This is a genomic window from Streptomyces sp. NPDC101160, from assembly GCF_044768205.1.
Lineage (GTDB): Bacteria > Actinomycetota > Actinomycetes > Streptomycetales > Streptomycetaceae > Streptomyces.
In genome coordinates this window covers 211,698-229,118 of sequence record NZ_JBIWPJ010000009.1, presented here as the reverse complement: position 1 = coordinate 229,118, position 17,421 = coordinate 211,698, and the positions used below count along the sequence as shown (strand labels likewise).

Annotated in this window: 14 protein-coding genes and 1 tRNA gene; 9 read left to right on the top strand and 6 right to left on the bottom strand. The window is 71.7% G+C overall.

Annotated features, from left to right (window positions below; translation table 11 throughout):
- Positions 1 to 13 precede the first annotated feature (13 nt).
- Both ACIRSU_RS28890 and pepN read left to right on the top strand, forming a co-directional pair.
- A complete protein-coding gene (locus ACIRSU_RS28890) occupies positions 14 to 1,009 on the top strand; it encodes an asparaginase (protein WP_403798071.1) in 996 nt (331 codons plus the stop codon).
- Between the two features lie 81 nt (positions 1,010 to 1,090).
- Positions 1,091 to 3,583, top strand: coding sequence for an aminopeptidase N (gene pepN / locus ACIRSU_RS28885; protein WP_403798067.1), 2,493 nt, complete (start codon positions 1,091 to 1,093; stop codon positions 3,581 to 3,583).
- 16 nt (positions 3,584 to 3,599) lie between these two features.
- On the opposite strand, the gene ACIRSU_RS28880 is transcribed toward pepN, so the two are convergent.
- Positions 3,600 to 4,499: a LysR family transcriptional regulator gene (locus ACIRSU_RS28880; protein ID WP_403798064.1), complete on the bottom strand. Its 900-nt coding sequence runs from the start codon at positions 4,497 to 4,499 to the stop codon at positions 3,600 to 3,602.
- A gap of 116 nt (positions 4,500 to 4,615) precedes the next feature.
- Between ACIRSU_RS28880 and ACIRSU_RS28875 the strand changes: the two genes are divergently transcribed.
- From ACIRSU_RS28875 to ACIRSU_RS28860, 4 genes are all read left to right on the top strand, one after another.
- Positions 4,616 to 4,981 (top strand): hypothetical protein, encoded by a 366-nt coding sequence (locus ACIRSU_RS28875; protein ID WP_403798061.1) that lies wholly within the window; start codon positions 4,616 to 4,618, stop codon positions 4,979 to 4,981.
- A complete protein-coding gene (locus tag ACIRSU_RS28870; RefSeq protein WP_403798058.1) occupies positions 4,974 to 6,599 on the top strand; it encodes a multicopper oxidase family protein in 1,626 nt (541 codons plus the stop codon). The genes ACIRSU_RS28875 and ACIRSU_RS28870 overlap by 8 nt, the downstream gene beginning before the upstream one ends.
- A gap of 143 nt (positions 6,600 to 6,742) precedes the next feature.
- Positions 6,743 to 8,128 carry a pyridoxal phosphate-dependent decarboxylase family protein gene (locus tag ACIRSU_RS28865; protein WP_403798055.1) on the top strand — a complete coding sequence of 462 codons (1,386 nt, stop codon included), beginning with the start codon at positions 6,743 to 6,745 and terminating at the stop codon, positions 8,126 to 8,128.
- Entirely contained in the window at positions 8,125 to 9,585 is a 1,461-nt protein-coding gene (locus tag ACIRSU_RS28860) for a lysine N(6)-hydroxylase/L-ornithine N(5)-oxygenase family protein (protein WP_403798052.1), read from the top strand. Before ACIRSU_RS28865 ends, ACIRSU_RS28860 begins: the two co-directional genes overlap by 4 nt.
- A gap of 3 nt (positions 9,586 to 9,588) precedes the next feature.
- On the opposite strand, the gene ACIRSU_RS28855 is transcribed toward ACIRSU_RS28860, so the two are convergent.
- Positions 9,589 to 11,388: a bifunctional metallophosphatase/5'-nucleotidase gene (locus ACIRSU_RS28855; protein WP_403798049.1), complete on the bottom strand. Its 1,800-nt coding sequence runs from the start codon at positions 11,386 to 11,388 to the stop codon at positions 9,589 to 9,591.
- A gap of 113 nt (positions 11,389 to 11,501) precedes the next feature.
- Between ACIRSU_RS28855 and ACIRSU_RS28850 the strand changes: the two genes are divergently transcribed.
- Positions 11,502 to 12,176: an SIMPL domain-containing protein gene (locus tag ACIRSU_RS28850; protein WP_403798047.1), complete on the top strand. Its 675-nt coding sequence runs from the start codon at positions 11,502 to 11,504 to the stop codon at positions 12,174 to 12,176.
- A 157-nt stretch (positions 12,177 to 12,333) separates the two neighbouring features.
- Positions 12,334 to 13,764, top strand: coding sequence for a pyruvate kinase (pyk, locus tag ACIRSU_RS28845; protein WP_403798045.1), 1,431 nt, complete (start codon positions 12,334 to 12,336; stop codon positions 13,762 to 13,764).
- A 6-nt stretch (positions 13,765 to 13,770) separates the two neighbouring features.
- Here the strand turns inward: pyk and ACIRSU_RS28840 are convergent, their stop codons facing one another.
- Complete coding sequence (locus ACIRSU_RS28840) at positions 13,771 to 14,559, bottom strand: helix-turn-helix domain-containing protein (protein ID WP_403798042.1); 789 nt, start codon at positions 14,557 to 14,559, stop codon at positions 13,771 to 13,773.
- Between the two features lie 85 nt (positions 14,560 to 14,644).
- A tRNA-Leu gene (locus ACIRSU_RS28835) sits at positions 14,645 to 14,727 on the bottom strand.
- Positions 14,728 to 14,822: 95 nt separating this feature from the next.
- Here ACIRSU_RS28835 and ACIRSU_RS28830 point away from each other — a divergent pair.
- A complete protein-coding gene (locus tag ACIRSU_RS28830) occupies positions 14,823 to 15,485 on the top strand; it encodes an ANTAR domain-containing response regulator (RefSeq protein WP_403798039.1) in 663 nt (220 codons plus the stop codon).
- A 75-nt stretch (positions 15,486 to 15,560) separates the two neighbouring features.
- Here ACIRSU_RS28830 and ACIRSU_RS28825 read toward each other — a convergent pair whose 3' ends face one another.
- Together ACIRSU_RS28825 and ACIRSU_RS28820 are read right to left on the bottom strand one after the other, a co-directional pair.
- Positions 15,561 to 16,277 carry an ABC transporter ATP-binding protein gene (locus ACIRSU_RS28825; RefSeq protein WP_403798036.1) on the bottom strand — a complete coding sequence of 239 codons (717 nt, stop codon included), beginning with the start codon at positions 16,275 to 16,277 and terminating at the stop codon, positions 15,561 to 15,563.
- Entirely contained in the window at positions 16,274 to 17,419 is a 1,146-nt protein-coding gene (locus tag ACIRSU_RS28820; RefSeq protein WP_403798034.1) for an ABC transporter ATP-binding protein, read from the bottom strand. Before ACIRSU_RS28820 ends, ACIRSU_RS28825 begins: the two co-directional genes overlap by 4 nt.
- Between the last annotated feature and the right edge of the window lie 2 nt (positions 17,420 to 17,421).

Genomic DNA, 17,421 nt, shown 5'->3' with positions numbered 1-17,421 from the left:
CGGGGAAACCGGCATGAGGCGCGTCACCGTATTCACCCTCGGGGGCACCATCTCCGCGCGGGGCGGTGACCAGGCCCGGATGAGCGGCGCCGAGGTGCTCGCCGAGCTCGGCGTGGCCCCCGCCGGCGTGGACGTGAGCCTGACCGACTTCCGGCGGGTGCCCAGCTCCTCCCTCGGCTTCGAGGACCTGACCGCCCTCGCCGACGAGGTCGGCAAGGCCGTCGCGGCCGGCTCCGGCGTGGTCGTCGTCCAGGGCACCGACACCCTGGAGGAGACCGCCTTCCTCCTCGACCTGCTCTGCACCACCGAGGAGCCCGTCGTCGTCACCGGCGCCATGCGCCGCCCCGACCTGCCCGGCGCCGACGGCCCCGCCAACCTGGCCGCCGCCCTCGCCGTCGCCGCCGACCCCGGCTGCCGCGAGCTCGGCGTGCTCGTCGTCCTCGCCGACGAGATCCACGCCGCCCGCTTCGCCCACAAGGCCCACACCACCTCGGTCGCCACCTTCCGCTCGGCCGGCGCGGGCCCGCTCGGCGCCGTCGTGGAGGGCGAGCCGCGGATCTGGCTGCGGCCCGCCGTACCCAGCCGGATCTGCCCGCTCCGCATCGACCCGGACATCCGGATCGCCCTGCTCACCCTCTCCCTCGGCGACCGGGGCGAGCTCCTGGAGGCGGTCGCCGACCGGTTCGACGGCCTGGTCGTCGCCGCCTTCGGCGCCGGCCACGTCCCGGCATGGCTCGTCGAACCGCTCGCCGAGCTCACCACCCGCATGCCCGTCGTCCTCGCCTCCCGCACCGGCACCGGCGCGACCCTCTCGCACACCTACCGCAGCCCCGGCTCCGAGTACGACCTGCTGCACCGCGGCCTCATCCCCGCCGGACCGCTCGCCCCCGCCAAGGCCCGGCTGCTCCTGCACGCCCTGCTCTCCAGCGGCGCCAAGGGACCCGCCGGCTACGACCGGCCGCGGATCACCGCCGCCTTCGCGCACCTGGACGGCGCCGGACTCGCCTGAGACCCTCCCTCGCGGTCCCCGGAAATCGGGCCTGAGCTGTCGGTGAACTCCCCTCCCCCCGGGAGGTGAGCATCGGGCAGCATGGGCCCCATGTCCGTACTGACGCGCGACGAAGCGCAGACCCGTGCCCAGCTCCTCGACGTCCACCACTACGCCGTGGACCTCGACCTCACCACCGGCGACGAGACCTTCGGGTCCACCAGCCTCATCCGGTTCACCGCCCGCACCGCCGGGGACACCTTCGTCGAACTCAAGCCGGAAACCCTGCACTCCGCCGTCCTCGACGGCGAGCCGCTCGACACCGCCCGCCTGGACGGCAACCGGCTCCCGCTCACCCTCACCGAGGGCGAGCACACCCTGCGGATCGCCACCACCATGCGCTACTCGCGAACCGGCGAGGGCATGCACCGCTTCACCGACCCCACGGACGGCGAGGCGTACGTCTACACCCAGCTGTTCATGGAGGACGTCCAGCGCGTCTTCGCCGCCTTCGACCAGCCCGACCTCAAGGCCGTCTTCGACGTCTCCGTCACCGCCCCCGAGGGCTGGACCGTCCTCGCCAACGGCATCACCGAGCAGCAGGCCGACGGGAGTTGGCAGGCCGCCACCACCCCGCTGCTCTCCACCTACTTCGTCTGCGTCGCCGCCGGCCCCTGGCACTCCGTGCGCACCGAGCACGCCGGACTGCCCTTCGCCATCCACTGCCGCCGCTCCCTCGCGCCGCACCTCGACGCCGACGCCGACGAGATCCTCGACATCACCAAGGCGTGCTTCGACCGCTTCCACGAGAAGTTCGACGAGCCGTACCCCTTCGACTCGTACGACCAGGCGTTCGTGCCCGAGTTCAACGCCGGCGCCATGGAGAACCCCGGACTCGTCACCTTCCGCGACGAGTTCGTCTTCCGCTCCGCCGTCACCGACACCGAGCGGATGACCCGCGCCATGGTCATCGCCCACGAGATGGCCCACATGTGGTTCGGCGACCTCGTCACCCTGCGCTGGTGGGACGACATCTGGCTGAACGAGTCCTTCGCCGAGTACATGGGCTACCAGACCGTCAACGAGGCCTGCGCCGACCGCTTCGCCGACACCTGGATCGACTTCGGCGTCACACGGAAGTCCTGGGGCTACGAAGCCGACCAGCGGCCCTCCACCCACCCCGTCGCCCCGGACCCGGACGCCGTCCCCGACACCGCCTCCGCGCTGCTCAACTTCGACGGCATCTCCTACGCCAAGGGCGCCTCCGCGCTGCGGCAGCTCGTCGCCTGGCTCGGCGAGAAGGACTTCCTCGCCGGCATCAACATCCACTTCAAGCGCCACAGGTTCGGCAACGCCACCCTCGCCGACTTCATCGACAACCTCGCCGCCGCCACCGACCGCGACGTGCACGGCTGGGCCGACCAGTGGCTGCGCACCACCGGCGTCGACGTCCTCACCCCGCGCCTGGAAGGCGAAGGACAGCAGTGGCGGCTCACCGTCGACCGCGACGGCAGCCGGCCGCACCGCGTGTCGGTCGGCGTCTACGACCGCGACGCCGCCGGCGACCTGGTGCTCCGCGAGCGCACCTGGGCCGACGTGCCGCAGGCCGCCCCGCTCGACCTGACCGGCCCGCGCCCGGCGCTCGTGGTCCTCAACGAGGACGACCTCACCTACGCCAAGATGCGCTTCGACGAGGTGTCCGAGGAGACCGCGCTGCGCTCCCTCTCCCGGATCCCCGGCGCGCTCACCCGCGCGGTCGTCTGGAACGCGCTGCGCGACATGGTCCGCGACGGGCAGCTCGCACCGCTCGACTACCTGGAGACCGCCGCGGCCCACCTGCCCGGGGAGACCGAACTCGCCGTCGTCCAGGGCGTCCTCGGCTTCGCCCGTACGCAGATCGCCGACCGCTACGTCTCCGAGGCCGACCGTCCCGCCGCCCTCGCCACCCTCTGCGGCATCGCCCGCGACATGCTGCGCCGCACCGAGGACGGCGAGGCCCCCGGCCTGCGCCTCACCGCCGTCCGCACGTACATCGACAGCGCCACCACCCCGGACAAGATCGCCTCCTGGCTGGAGGAGGGCACCGTGCACGGCGGCCCCGAGCTCGACCCCGAGCTGCGCTGGCGGATCCTCGCCCGGCTCGCCGTCCTCGGCGCCACCGACGAGGCCGCCATCGCCGCCGAGCTGGAGCGCGACCCCAGCGCCACCGGCCAGGAGGGCGCGGCCCGCTGCCGTGCCGCGCTGCCGACGCCGGAGGCGAAGGAGGCCGCCTGGGCCGCCATGTTCGACACCGACGACCTGTCGAACTACCTGTTCACGGCCACCGCCTCGGGCTTCTGGAAGCCCGAGCAGGCCGAGCTCGTACGCGACTATGTGGCCCGCTACTACCCGGCGGCCGTCGCCATGGCCGGCCGACGCGGCCCCGCCATGGCCGAGGCGGCCGGCCGCTCGGCCTTCCCGCACCACGCCGTCGACGCCGACTCCCTCGCCCTCGGCGAGCGGCACCTCGCCGAGGACGACATGATCCCCGCGCTGCACCGCAAGCTCGTCGACCAGCTCGACGACCTGCGCCGGGCACTGCGGGTGCGGGGCTGATCCCCTTCCGGGCCGGCTAGACCGGCCCGGCCGTCCAGTCCCAGCCGGTGAGCGTGGCGTGCAGCAGGCGCGCCGCGCTCGTCGGCCGGGTGGAGGCGCCGCGGAGCAGGGTGAGCGTGCGCAGACAGTCCGGGCTGTCGACGCGGAGCCAGGCGACCGGGGCGCGGGTGGCGCTGCGGCGGGCCATGTCCGGGATGAGGGCGATGCCGAGCCCGGCGGCCACCAGGATCGCGGTGGCGCTGGGCTCGTCGCCCTCGCAGACGATCCGCGGGGCGGGCAGGCCGTGCCCGGAGAACAGCCGGTCCAGGAGCCGGCGCTGCCAGTGGCCCGCGCGGGTGGTGACGAACGGCTCGTCGGCGAGGTCGGCGACGGCGACCGGGCCGCGCTCCGCGAGCGGCGCGAGGTGATGGTCGAGCGGGGTGATCACCCACACCGGCTCGTCGAGCAGCCGCACCGCCTCCAGACCGTCGGTCGGCACCGGCTGCGAGGCCACGCACAGGTCCACCTCCTGCGCGCGCAGCCGGCGGGCCATGTCCTCGGCCTCCAGCTGGTGCAGCTCGACCTCGACGGACGGATGGGCCCGCTTGAAGGCCGCCAGCGGACCCGTCAGGGTCAGGAACGTCTCCGACGCGAGCCGTACGGTGCCGAACCCCTCGCCCGCCCGCTCGGCCAGCGTCCGCCGCCCCGCGTCGAGCTCGCCGAGAGCGCGCTCGACATGGCCGAGGAAGAGCCGCCCGGCGTCGTTCAGCCGCAGCCGCCCGGCCCGGTCGAACAGCGGCGTGCCGAGCTCGTGCTCCAGACGCGCGATCGTACGGCTCAACGAGGGCTGCGCGACCCGGAGTTCCTCGGCGGCGTGGCTCAGGTGCTCCAGGCGCGCGACGACGACGAACTGGCGGAGTGCGTGGAGATCCATCATGCCCCCCGAGGCATAGCGCCATAGCAATATTGATCTTGGACAGGATATCGCTCGGCTCATAGCGTCGAGGAGTCCGCAGGGAAGCGCACAAGAGGGGGCGACTCATGGTTCGAGGTGTGTGGCGAGGGGCCGTCACGGCGCACGTGACGGCGATCCTCGCGCAGCCGGTCTTCGCGGGCGTGTACCTGAGCGGTGACTACGACGGCCTGGGCCTGCACGAGACCGGCGCGAACGTCGTCACCTCGCTGTGCCTGGTCCAGCTGGCCGTGGCCACCGTGCTGTGGGTGCGGCTGCGCCGGTCCTGGCCGTTCCTCGTCACCCTCGCCCTTGCGGTGGCCGAGACGGTGCAGTACTTCGCCGGGACGGGCGGCGCGCTCTGGCTGCACATCCCCCTCGGCGTGTTCACCATCGTGGCCGCCGCCCTGCTGTTCGTCGCGGCGTGGGCGCGGCCGCTCGTACGGCAGGAGACCGCCGATGCGTGAAGGCATGAGCCGGCGCCGGATACTCGGCATCGGCGGCGCGCTGGGAGCGATGGCCGTCACCGGTCTGTCGGCCGCGGCCGCGCTGTCCCGCCACCCCGCGGCCACCGGAGCCGAACTCCGCAGCGCCGTACCGCTCCCGCGCCCCTTCCAGGTGCCGCTGCCGCTGCCGTCCGTGCTCGCGCCGGTCAGCCGCGCGGGCGGAGTCGACCGGTACGCGATCACCCAGCGCGAGGTCACGGCGGAGCTCCTGCCCGGCGTCCGGACACCACTGTGGACGTACGGGGGCACCTTCCCCGGTCCGACGATCGAGTCACGCCGGGGCCGGCCCGTCACCGTGACCCACCGCAACGAACTCCCGGTGCCGACGGTCGTCCACCTGCACGGCGGGCGCACCCCGGCGGCGTCCGACGGCTACCCGACGGACCTCGTCGTCCCGAAGGGCTGGCAGGCGGCGGGCATGCACAGGGGCGGCCACGGCACGCCGGGCCACGGGATGCCGGACCACGGCACGAGCATGCACGACCCGCGCGCGGTCACCACCGAGGTCACCCGCGACTACACCTTCCCGCTCGACCAGCGCCCGGCGCTGCTCTGGTACCACGACCACCGGATGGACTTCACCGCCCCCGCGATCTGGCGCGGCCTCGCCGGCCTGCACATCGTGCGCGACGACGCCGAGGACGCCCTCGGCCTCCCCGCCGGCCCCCGCGAACTGCCCCTGATGATCGCCGACCGCGCCTTCGCCGAAGACGGCAGCCTCGACTACCCCTCCCTCGACCCGACCCTGCGGAGGCACCCCGGCGTCCGCGAGCCGTACCTCGCGGGCGTCCTCGGCGACGTCATCCTCGTCAACGGCGCGCCCTGGCCCGTCCACGAGGTCGACGCGGCCCGCTACCGGCTGCGCCTCCTCAACGCGTCGAACGCCCGGCACTACGAGCTCGCCTTCGAAGACGCCGGTGACGGCCGCGCGTACGACTTCGTCCAGATCGGCGCCGACCAGGGCCTCCTGGCAGCCCCGGTCACCCTCCGCACCCTGCCCCTGGCCCCGGCCGAACGCTACGACCTGGTCGTCGACTTCTCCCGCATGCCGGTCGGCACCCTCATCCGGCTCGTCAACCGCCTGGGCTCCGGCCGCACCCGGGACGTCATGGCCTTCCGCATCGCCCGCAAGGCCGCCGACGACAGCCGCGTCCCGCGCGTCCTCTCCACCGACCTGCCCGCCTGGCGCCGCGAAGACGCCGCCCGCGTCCGCGACTTCGCCTTCCGCGCCGGACGCATGGGCGAGGACGGCACCCACGGCTGGCTCATCGGCGGCCGCCCCTTCGACCCCACCCGCACCGACGTCACCGTCCGCCACGGCGACACCGAACTCTGGCGCCTCGTCGCCGACGTCCACCACCCCGTCCACCTCCACCTCACCGGCTTCCGCATCCTCTCCCGCGGCGGCAGACCCCCACTCCCGCACGACGCCGGCCTCAAGGACACCGTCTCCCTGCGCCCCGGCGAATCGGCCGAGATCCTCACCCGCTTCGACGCCTACCGCGGCCGCTACCTCTTCCACTGCCACAACGCGGAACACGAGGACATGGGCATGATGGCGAACCTGGAGGTGACCTGACGCGGGCGCCTGGAAGCGACCTGACCCGCCGCCGTCCGTCACCGGGCCGCACCCGCCCGTCCCGTCCACCCGCCGTCCCTCGTTCGGGTCACAGGACCCGACTCCCCGGACAAGCCCCGACAACCCCCGGCACCCTGTCGTCCATGCGTGCCGAACCCCTCGCCGGAGGCCTCTCCGGGCCCGACGCCCTCCGGTCCCTGCTGCCCGTCGTCCTCGACGCCCTCGCCGCCGGCGCGCAGCAGCGCGGCGGGCCGCTCCCGGCCGGCGGGCCGGAAGGGGTCGCGGGCCAGGTGCGGGAGGCCCTCGGCCCCGTGCTCCCCGACACCGGCACCGGCGCCGAAGAATCCCTCCGCACCCTCGTCCACACCCTCGCCGCCGGCGCCGCCGACCCCGCACACCCCCTGTGCGCCGCACACCTGCACACCCCGCCCCTCGCCCTCTCCGCCGCCGCCGACCTCGCCGCCTCCGCGCTCAACCCCTCCATGGACTCGTGGGACCAGGCCCCGGCGGCCTCCGCCCTCGAAGCGCTCGTGACAGCGACGCTCGCCACCGAGGCCTACCCGGACGCACCCGCACCCGACGCGCTCGTCACCACCGGCGGCACCGAGTCCAACCAGCTCGCCCTGCTCCTCGCACGCGAGCGCCACGCCCACCACGGCACCGTGCAGACCCTCGTCGGCGCCAACGCCCACCACTCCTTCCACCGCGCCGCCTGGCTGCTCGGCCTCCCCGAGCCCGTCGTCGTCCCCGCGCCGGGCGGCGTCATGGACCCGGTCGCCCTCGACGAGGCACTCACCGACCTCCCCGGCCCCCTCCTCGTCGCCGCGACCGCCGGCACCACCGACGCCGGACTGATCGACCCGCTCCCGGAGATCGCCGACCTCTGCGCCGCACACGGCAACGCCGACCTCCACGTCGACGCCGCCTACGGCGGCCCCCTCCTCTTCAGCGACACCCACCGCCGCCTCCTCGCCGGGCTCGACCGGGCCCGCACCGTCACGATCGACCTGCACAAACTGGGCTGGCAGCCGGCCGCCGCGGGACTGCTCGCCGTACGGGACGGCGCCGACCTCGCCGCACTGACCCACACCGCCGACTACCTCAACGCGGACGACGACACCGAGGCCGGCCTCCCCGACCTCCTCGGCCGCTCGCTGCGCACCACCCGCCGCCCCGACGTCCTGAAGACCGCCGTCACCCTCCGCGCCCTCGGCCGCGAGGGGCTCGGCGAGCTCGTCGACGCGTGCATGGACCTCGCCGGACACCTCGCCGACCTGGTCGAAAAAGCCCCCGGCCTGGAGCTCTACGCCCGCCCCACCCTCACGACCGTCCTGTTCCGCCCCTACGACGCACCCGACACCGCCGTCGCCACGATCCGCCGCACCCTGCTCACCCAGGGCCGCGCCGTGCTCGGCCGGGCCGCCGCCGACGGCCGGCTGTGGCTGAAGGCCACCCTGCTCAACCCCCACGCCACCCCCGGCGACCTGGCAGAGATCATCACCCTCGTGGAAGGCAGCACCGACCGATGACGGGCAGCACCGGCACCACCGGCCCCACCGAAGACCACACCACCGCCCCCCAGCGCGACCTCGACCGCCCGTACGACCTGGTGGGCGTCGGCATCGGCCCGTTCAACCTCTCCCTCGCCGCCCTCGCCCACGGCATCCCCGGCGGCCTCGCCACCGCCTTCTACGAGCAGCGGCCCGCCTTCCACTGGCACCCCGGCCTCCTCATCGAGGGCGCCACCCTCCAAGTCCCCTTCCTGGCCGACCTGGTGACCCTCGCCGACCCGGCCAGCCCCTGGAGCTTCCTCAACTACCTCCGCTCCCGCGACCGGCTCTTCCCCTTCTACTTCGCCGAGAAGTTCCACATCCAGCGCGCCGAGTACGACGCCTACTGCCGCTGGGTCAGCGAACTCCTCCCCGGCCTGCACTTCGGCCACCAGGTCGACTCCGTCCGCTGGAACCCCGAACGGCGCCTGTTCGAGGTCGACTTCACCCAGCTCGACGCCGACGGCGAGGCCGCCGCGCTCGGCCGCTCGTACACCCGCAACGTCGTCCTCGGCGTCGGCACCGAGCCCTACGTCCCCGAGCCGCTCCGCCCGCTCGCCGACGTCCCCGGCGTGCCGGTGATCCACTCCGCGGACTACCTCGCGCACCGCGAGACGCTGCTCGCCGCCGACCACGTCACCGTCATCGGCTCCGGGCAGTCCGGCGCCGAGGTCTTCCTCGACCTGCTGCGCGCCCGCCCCGCCGGCAAGGAGCGCATCCACTGGCTGGCCCGCACCGAGGCGTTCGCCCCCATGGAGTACTCCAAGCTCGGCCTGGAGCACTTCACCCCCGACTACACCCGCTACTTCCACGCCCTGCCCGAACGCGTCCGCAGCGAACTCATGCCCCGCCAGTGGCAGCTCCACAAGGGCATCGACGCCGAGACGATGGCCGCGATCCACGACGAGCTCTACCGCCGCAGCATGCACGGCGGCTGGCCCGACGCCGTCCTCACCCCCGGCGTACGGGTCCGCACCGCCGGCCGGGTCGCCACCACACGGATCGAGCTGCACCTCGAACACGTCCAGCAGTCCACCCGCTCCCGCCTGACCACCGACGCCGTCGTCCTCGCCACCGGCTACCGCGAGCGCCCGGTCGACCGGATGCTGGCCGGCCTCGACCCGTACATGCGCCACGACGCCGCCGGCCGGCCCCGCATCGACGCCGACTACCGCCTCGTCCTCGACGACTCCGTCACCGGCGCCGTCCACGTCCAGAACGCCGAGCGCCACACCCACGGCGTCGGCGCCCCCGACCTCGGCCTCGCCGCCTGGCGCAGCGCGGTCATCCTCAACGCGGTCACCGGCAAGGAGCCGTACCCGCTGCCGCGCCGCACCGCCTTCACCAGCTTCGGCCTGAACGAGCACAACGCGCGAGAGGCGCCGAGCATCCCGGCCCAGGACCGGAAGCTGACGCCCCTCACACAGATCGTCTGAGGCCTAGAACACCGGCACGCCGTCCCGGGTCAGCTTCCAGCCCACCGACGCGAAGGTGGACGGGTCGACCGTCCCCTTCGCCTTCACCCAGCCGATGATCGTGTTGCGGATCTCGTCCGAGTTGGACCACAGCTGCTGCGCCTTGGCCACGTGCGGGAACGCGCCGCCGCCGCTCGCCCGGTAGTTGTTCACCGCGAGCACGAACTGCGCCGCCGGGTCGAGCGGCTTGCCCTCGAAGGTCAGGTTCGCGATCCGCCGGCCGGCCGGCTTGGCGATGTCGATGTCATAGGACAGACCCGACACGGCGTCGTAGTTGTAGTCGGGGGTGTTCTCCGCGTTGGTCAGCTTCGCCGTGTCGACGGGCGCGCCCGCCGGCGTCTGGACGTAGTACTTCGCCGAGTACTCCAGGTAGTCCTTCAGCTGCGCGCCCGTCATCAGACGGGCCTCCAGGGTGTTCTCGAAGGGGTAGAGCCCGGCGGCGTCCTTGATGGAGATCTCCCCGGCCGGGATACGGGCGGTCCGCGAGAAGCACGAGGCCTGCGAGAGCACCGGCAGGTTCGCGTAGGCGCCGCCCGCCAGGGCTGCCTTCACCGTCTCGGCCTGGACGACGTTGATCAGGTCGATGATCGGCTCGTCCTTCCACGGCGCGTCGGCCGTGGTCATGGCCGCGGTCGAGGTGCCGATGACCTGGTTGACGTACGCGACGACCTTCTTGTGCTCGTCGGCGAGCAGCCCGGTGATCTCCGGGTCCTCCGCCACCGTGTTGGAGTTGAGGACCTGCGCGCCGACCCGCTCGACGATCCAGCGGCCCTTCTCCCACACCAGGTCGAAGGAGAAGAGGGTGAGCCGCTGGCCCCACTTGAGCGGCTCGGACAGGACGACGTCCCGGCCCGTCTCCTTGTTCTTCACCCGGTACTCGGGGATCTCGGTGTGCGCGTGGCCCACGAGGATCGCGTCGATGCCGGGCACCTGCTCGGCGACGAGCCCGGCCGCGTTCTCGATGTACGGCAGCTGGTCACCGTACGAGGAGGTGCCGCTGGAACCCGAGTGGGCGGCCACGACCACCACGTCGGCACCCATCGAACGCAGCTTCGGCACCCACTTCGCCGCCTGCTCCTCCAGACCGGGGAAGACCATCCTGCCGCTGACGTTGTTCTTGTCCCAGATCGCGATGCCGGGGTTGGTCAGACCCAGCACGGCGACCGTGACGTCCCGGCCGTGCGGGGTACGCAGACAGTGCAGGCTGTACGGCGGGAAGGCCGGCCGCAGCGTCTTCGCGTCGAGCGCGTTGGCGCCGAGCAGCGGGAAGTCGAGCTGCTCCTGGAACTTGCGGAGCACCGGGATGCCGTAGTTGAACTCGTGGTTGCCGAGCGCCGCGGCGTCGTAGCCGATGGCGTTCATGGCCTGGGCCATCGGGTGGACCGGGCCGCCGGCCTGGGTGATCGGGTCGACCTTGGCGTAGTAGTAGGACAGCTGGGTGCCCTGGATGGTGTCGCCGGCGTCGATGAGGAGCGTGTTCTCCTCGCCCTTCTCCGCGCGGACCTGGTTGACCAGGGTGGAGATCTTGGCGAGGCCGACGTCGTTGTGCGCCTTGTCGTCGAACTCCTTGTCGGTGAAGTAGTCCCAGTTGAACACGTTTCCGTGCAGGTCGGTGGTGCCCATCACGGTGAACGAGTACCGCTTGGCCGGCCGGGGGCGGGCTTCACGGGCCTCGGCGGGGGCGGCGACGGCCCCGGTGGCGAGAGCGGCTCCGGCTCCGACGACGACGGAGCTCTCAAGGAAGGCCCGGCGGTTCAGCGGCATGTGTTTCTCCCCTTGGTTCGGCGCCTGCCATGGCGCACAACGCGCGTAGATTCTGGCTCAGACGGCACTGTCGCAACAGCCCTTTCGGGTTACGGAGTGGGAAAGTGTTCGGTATGACACAGCCGCACCCCACCCCCGAGGCGCCCCAGGTCACCGTCCGCGGCGAAGGCCGCCTGGAGGTCGACCCCGAGCTCGCCCGGATCGGCGTGGCGGTACGGGCCCGCGGCACCGACCGGACCACGGTGCTCGCCGCCCTGACGAGCCGTAACGCCGACGCGATCGCCCTGGTCAAGTCGTACGGCGACGCCGTCGCCAACCTGGAGACAGGCGCCCTCTCCGTCACCCCCGAACCGGCCCGGCACGGCCGCGGCGAACGCGTCCGCGGCTACCAGGGCTGGGTCCACCTCTCGGCCGAACTGACCGACTTCACCGCACTCGGCGAGCTCACCACCCGCCTCGCCGACCTGGAGTGGACCCGGGTCGACGGCCCCTGGTGGGCGCTGAGCCCGGACTCCCCGGCGCACGCCGAGGCGCGCCGCCAGGCGGTGAAGGAGGCGGTGCGCCGGGCCCGGGAGTACGCGGAGGCGCTCGGCTCGTCGCTCGTCGCGCTGCTCGAACTCTCCGACACGGGGCTCGCGCCCGGCATGCCGGCGCCGGTCGGCGGAACGCGGATGGCCTTCGCGGCCGAGGCCGTGGAATCACCCGCCCCGTTGGACCTGGAACCGCAGCGGCAGACCGTCACGGCGGAGGTCGCGGCGCGCTTCGTGATGTCCCCGCCCGCACTCTGACCGGAGTCTGAGACGAACTGCTTTTCGGCCCGTAACCCGCTCATTGGAGCAATAGCCCGCACAAATTCAAGTCTTGTCAACAACCTTTCACGGAAAGGTTGTTGAGTCGTCATGCCGGGCCCCTTCGCTACCCGCCGGTAAGCCCTAGTCTCGCCTTATGCGCCGAGCAAAAATCGTCTGTACCCTTGGGCCCGCCACAGAAACATACGACCAGATCAAAGCGTTGATCGAGGCCGGAATGGACGTGGCCCGATTCAACCTCAGCCACGGCGGCTACGCCGAACACGAGGAGCGCTACCGGCACGTCCGCAAGGCCGCCGAGGAAACCGGCCGAAGCGTCGGCGTCCTCGCCGACCTTCAAGGCCCGAAGATCCGCCTCGGCCGCTTCCGCGAAGGTCCCGTACTGCTTGAACGCGGCGACGAGTTCACCATCACCGTCGAGCCCACGCAAGGCGACCGCCACCGCTGCGGCACCACCTACGCCGGACTCGCCGCAGACGTCACCACCGGCGAACGCATCCTCGTCGACGACGGCCGCGTCACCCTCGAAGTGACCGCCGTCGAAGGCCCCCACGTCCACACCCTCGTCATCGAAGGCGGCCTCGTCTCCGACAACAAGGGCCTCAACCTGCCCGGAGTCGCCGTCTCCGTCCCCGCCCTCTCCGAGAAGGACGTCGAAGACCTGCGCTGGGCCCTGCGCACCGGCGCCGACGTCATCGCCCTCTCCTTCGTCCGCAACGCCCGGGACATCGACGACGTCCACCGCATCATGGACGAAGAAGGCCGCCGGATCCCCGTCATCGCCAAGATCGAGAAACCGCAGGCCGTCGAGAACATCGACGAGATCGTCGCCGCCTTCGACGGCATCATGGTCGCCCGCGGCGACCTCGGCGTCGAGATGCCCCTGGAACAGGTACCGATCGTGCAGAAGCGAGCCGTCAAACTCGCCAAGCGGAACGCCAAGCCGGTCATCGTCGCCACCCAGATGCTCGACTCGATGATCGACAACTCCCGCCCCACCCGCGCCGAGGCCAGCGACGTCGCCAACGCCGTCATCGACGGCACCGACGCCGTCATGCTCTCCGGCGAGACCAGCGTCGGCAAGTACCCCATCGAGACCGTGCGCACCATGAGCCGCATCGTCGAAGCCGCAGAGGAAGACATCCTCGCCAAGGGCCTGCCGCCCCTGACCGACCGCAACAAGCCCCGCACCCAGGGCGGCGCCGTGGCCCGCGCAGCCGCCGAGATCGGCGACTTCCTCGGCGCCAAGTTCCTCGTCGCCTTCACCCAGTCCGGCGACACCGTCAAACGCCTCTCCCGCTACCGCTCCCCGATCCCCCTGCTCGCCTTCACCCCCGACCCGGCCACCCGCTCCCAGCTCAACCTCACCTGGGGCGTCGAGACCTTCCTCGGCCCGCACGTCGACTCGACCGACGCCATGGTCGCCCAGGTGGACGAGGAACTCCTGCGACTCGGCCGCTGCCGCAAGGGCGACATCGTGGTCATCACAGCCGGCTCCCCGCCGGGCGTCGCGGGCTCGACGAACCTGGTCCGGGTCCACCACGTCGGGGATCCGGTGACGGGCTGACGGCAGTCAGTACTTGGGGCCGACGTGGGCGTCCATGAGGGCGACGGAGGCTTTGCGGGCGACGGAGATGTTGTACGGCTTCCCGTTCCTGGTGCAGTGCGTCCACTCGACGCCGAGCTGGTCGAGGGTGTCGGTGTAGAGCTGCCGGATGTCGTCGGAGGCGTTGGTGAAGAAGTACCGGGGGTACTCGTAGCGCTTGCGCTCGCCGCCGATGAGCCGGGTCGTCCAGTTCGTGAGCCGGCACCCGTCGGAGTGGATGAGCCCGCGGATGAACTCCCAGGGGTGTGCGTCGACGATCACCTGCTGCCACGGTTCGAGGGCGATGCGCCGTTCGTGTTTCTTGCCGGGCCCGTGCTGTGGGAAGAGACATCGTAGGTGCATGGAGTAGATCTTGACCTCCAGGCACCCCTGCCTCTGGACTTTCGTCACGCGATTGCTGGGCAGGACTGACTGCATGGCTTGCGCGCACGCCTCGATGAGCCCCGGCCAGGTGTCGGTGCAGGAGACGGAGAGGCTTGGGGCCCGCATCGCGCGATGCTGAACGATGTGCCCGTCGCCGAAGTAGAGCCCGAGCAGGTAGGCGTACGCGACTTCGTCGAGCTCGCGCCCGTCGCACCGTGGACACTGAGGCGCCCGCCTTCCCGGGCATTCCCCGCGTTTCGCACGGTCTTCGTGCTTCCAGTAGCCGATGGTCCCAAGCGGAACGTTGAGCTTCCGGGCGACGTCGGCGTTCTTCGCGCCGCCGCGCAGGAGGGTCAGTGCCCGCTGCCGTACTTCTGTTCCATGGAAGTGCATGCGGCCACTCTGCGTGACTATGTGTGGCTACGTGTAGCGAAAAGCGGAGGATCACGCGAACGTGATCCTCCGCTTTCTCTGGCTGTGCCGGGTGCGGGACTCGAACCCGCAAGCCCTCACGGGCAGATGTGTTTGAGACATCCGTGTATGCCATTCCACCAACCCGGCAGGCAAGGCCATCGAAGTCTACCCGGTGCCAGACCCACTGGTCAGCTAGGTAGGCTTTTCCCAGCAGCAGATCTGCCCCGCAAAGAGGAGCCCGCGTGACCGCCCCCGAGTCGCCCCAGCCCGCCGCCGACGTAGACGCCGCGTCCCACGTCCCGCCGCTGACGACCCGTGTCGTCATCGCCGAGGACGAGGCCCTCATTCGCCTCGATCTCAAGGAGATGCTGGAGGAGGAGGGCTACACGGTCGTCGGCGAGGCCGGTGACGGACAGCGGGCCGTGGAGCTGGCCAGGGAGCACCGGCCCGACCTCGTCATCCTCGATGTGAAGATGCCGGTCCTCGACGGCATCTCGGCGGCCGAGCAGATCGCCGCCGAGTCCATCGCCCCGGTCCTCATGCTCACCGCCTTCTCCCAGCGCGAGCTCGTCGAGCGCGCGCGGGACGCCGGTGCCATGGCGTACCTGGTCAAGCCGTTCAGCAAGAGCGACGTCGTGCCGGCCATCGAGATGGCCGTCTCCCGCTTCGCCGAGCTGCGGGCCCTGGAGCAGGAGGTCGCCGACCTCAGCCAGCGCCTGGAGACCCGCAAGCTGGTCGACCGTGCGAAGTCGATCCTGCAGACGCAGTACGGGCTGACTGAGCCGGCCGCGTTCCGCTGGATCCAGAAGACGTCGATGGACCGGCGCCTCTCGATGCAGCAGGTCGCCGAGGCGGTCATCGAGGACGCCGAGGAGAAGAAGGCCGCGAAGGCCAAGGAGCAGTAGGCGTCCGCGTACGCGTACGTACGAGAAGGCCCGCCCCACGTCGTCGTGGGGCGGGCCTTCGTTCTTGGCGGACGCCTACTCCTCGCCGAGGTACGTCTTGCGCACGTCGTCGTTCACGAGCAGGTCCCGGCCGGTGCCGTCCAGCTTGATCTTGCCGACCTCGAGGACGTAGCCGTAGTCCGCGAGGGACAGGGCAGCCTGCGCGTTCTGCTCGATGAGCAGGATCGTCATGCCCTCGGACTTCAGCGTGGCGATGGTCTCCATGATCTTCTGCATCATGATCGGGGAGAGGCCCATCGACGGCTCGTCGAGCATCAGCAGCTTGGGCTGGGACATCAGCGCCCGGCCCATCGCCAGCATCTGCTGCTCACCGCCGGAGAGCGTGCCCGCCGCCTGCTTGCGACGCTCGCCCAGGATCGGGAAGAGGTCGTAGGCCCGCTGTACGTCCCGCTCGATGCCGTCCTTGTCGCTGCGCAGGAAGGCGCCCAGCTGGAGGTTCTCGGCGATGGTGAGCCGGGGGAAGATGTGCCGGCCCTCGGGGGAGTGGGCGAGGCCCCGGGCGACCACCTTGTGGGCGGGGACGTCGTTGATGACCTCGCCGTCGAAGGTGATCTTGCCCGCGGTGGGCTTGATGAGCCCGGACAGGGTCCGCAGGGTGGTGGTCTTGCCGGCGCCGTTGGTGCCGATCAGGGCGACGACCTGGCCGGCCTCGACGGAGAAGGAGATGCCCTTGACGGCCTCGATCTTGCCGTAGGCGACCCTGAGGTCCTCGACTTCGAGGAGTGCGGTCACTTGGAGTCTCCTTCGGGGGTGGTGCTGTCCGCGGTGTCGGCGGCGGCGTCGGCGGCCGGGGCCGCGTCGGCGTCGCCCGCGGGGGTGCTGTCCGCGCCGTCCGCCTCGTCCGAGTCGTCAGCCGGGGTGTCCTCGGACGCGTCGGCCTCGGCCTCCTCGGTCTCGGCGGCGGCGTCCGCCTCAGCGGCGTCCGCCTCCTCGGCGGCCTCGGTCTCGGCCTCCGCGGCGCTCTCGGTGGCCTCCGCCTCCACGGCCGCCTCCTCCGCGTGCTCCGCGGCCGCGTGGGCCTCCGCCGCCTCGACCTCCGCGACCTCGGCCGCGCCGGGCGCGTCCTCGTACGGCGTGCCCAGGTAGGCGGCCACGACGCGCTCGTCGCCCTGGACGACCTCGGCCGTGCCCTCGACGAGCTTCTCGCCCTGGACGAGGACGGCCACCCGGTCGCACAGCTTGAAGATGAACTTCATGTCGTGCTCGATGACCAGGACGGCGATGCCGCGGTCGCGGATCGCGAAGACGAGCTCCTCGGTGGTGCGGGTCTCGGCCTGGTTCATGCCGGCCGTCGGCTCGTCGAGCAGCAGCAGACCGGGGTCGCTGGCGAGCGCGCGGGCGATCTCCAGCTTGCGCTGCTCGCCGTACGGCAGGTTGCGCGCCAGGTGCTCCGCCTTGTTCGCCAGGCCGACGAACTCCAGGAGTTCCATGGCCCGTTCGCGGGAGGCGGCCTCCGCGCGCTTGAAGCCGGGGCCGCGCAGCAGCGCGGACCACAGGCCCTCCTTGGTCCGGGTGTGCCGTCCGACGAGGACGTTCTCCAGGACCGTCATGTTGGAGAAGAGGCGGATGTTCTGGAAGGTACGGGCGATGCCGGCCTGGGTGACCAGGTGCGGCTTGGGCGGGAGGACCGTGCCCTTGTAGGTGACCTGGCCCTCGGTGGGCACGTACAGACCGGTCAGGCAGTTGAAGAAGGTCGTCTTGCCGGCGCCGTTGGGGCCGATCAGACCGACGATCTCGCCCTCGCGGACGGTCAGGTCGACTCCGCGCACGGCGGTCAGGCCGCCGAAGCGCATGGTGACACCGCTGGCGTTGAGGACGGTGGCCGCCGTGGCGGTCTCGGTGCCGCCGGTCTCGGTGGTGGTGGTCGTCGTCATGC

Bases quoted from the DNA above. Each gene is read 5' to 3' on its own strand.
- ACIRSU_RS28890 (WP_403798071.1), top strand. From the start codon at position 14: ATGAGGCGCGTCACCGTATTCACCCTCGGGGGCACCATCTCCGCGCGG.
- pepN (WP_403798067.1), top strand. From the start codon at position 1,091: ATGGGCCCCATGTCCGTACTGACGCGCGACGAAGCGCAGACCCGTGCC.
- ACIRSU_RS28880 (WP_403798064.1), bottom strand. From the start codon at position 4,499: ATGATGGATCTCCACGCACTCCGCCAGTTCGTCGTCGTCGCGCGCCTG.
- ACIRSU_RS28870 (WP_403798058.1), top strand. From the start codon at position 4,974: ATGCGTGAAGGCATGAGCCGGCGCCGGATACTCGGCATCGGCGGCGCG.
- ACIRSU_RS28865 (WP_403798055.1), top strand. From the start codon at position 6,743: ATGCGTGCCGAACCCCTCGCCGGAGGCCTCTCCGGGCCCGACGCCCTC.
- ACIRSU_RS28860 (WP_403798052.1), top strand. From the start codon at position 8,125: ATGACGGGCAGCACCGGCACCACCGGCCCCACCGAAGACCACACCACC.
- ACIRSU_RS28855 (WP_403798049.1), bottom strand. From the start codon at position 11,388: ATGCCGCTGAACCGCCGGGCCTTCCTTGAGAGCTCCGTCGTCGTCGGA.
- ACIRSU_RS28850 (WP_403798047.1), top strand. From the start codon at position 11,502: ATGACACAGCCGCACCCCACCCCCGAGGCGCCCCAGGTCACCGTCCGC.
- pyk (WP_403798045.1), top strand. From the start codon at position 12,334: ATGCGCCGAGCAAAAATCGTCTGTACCCTTGGGCCCGCCACAGAAACA.
- ACIRSU_RS28840 (WP_403798042.1), bottom strand. From the start codon at position 14,559: ATGCACTTCCATGGAACAGAAGTACGGCAGCGGGCACTGACCCTCCTG.
- ACIRSU_RS28820 (WP_403798034.1), bottom strand. From the start codon at position 17,419: ATGACGACGACCACCACCACCGAGACCGGCGGCACCGAGACCGCCACG.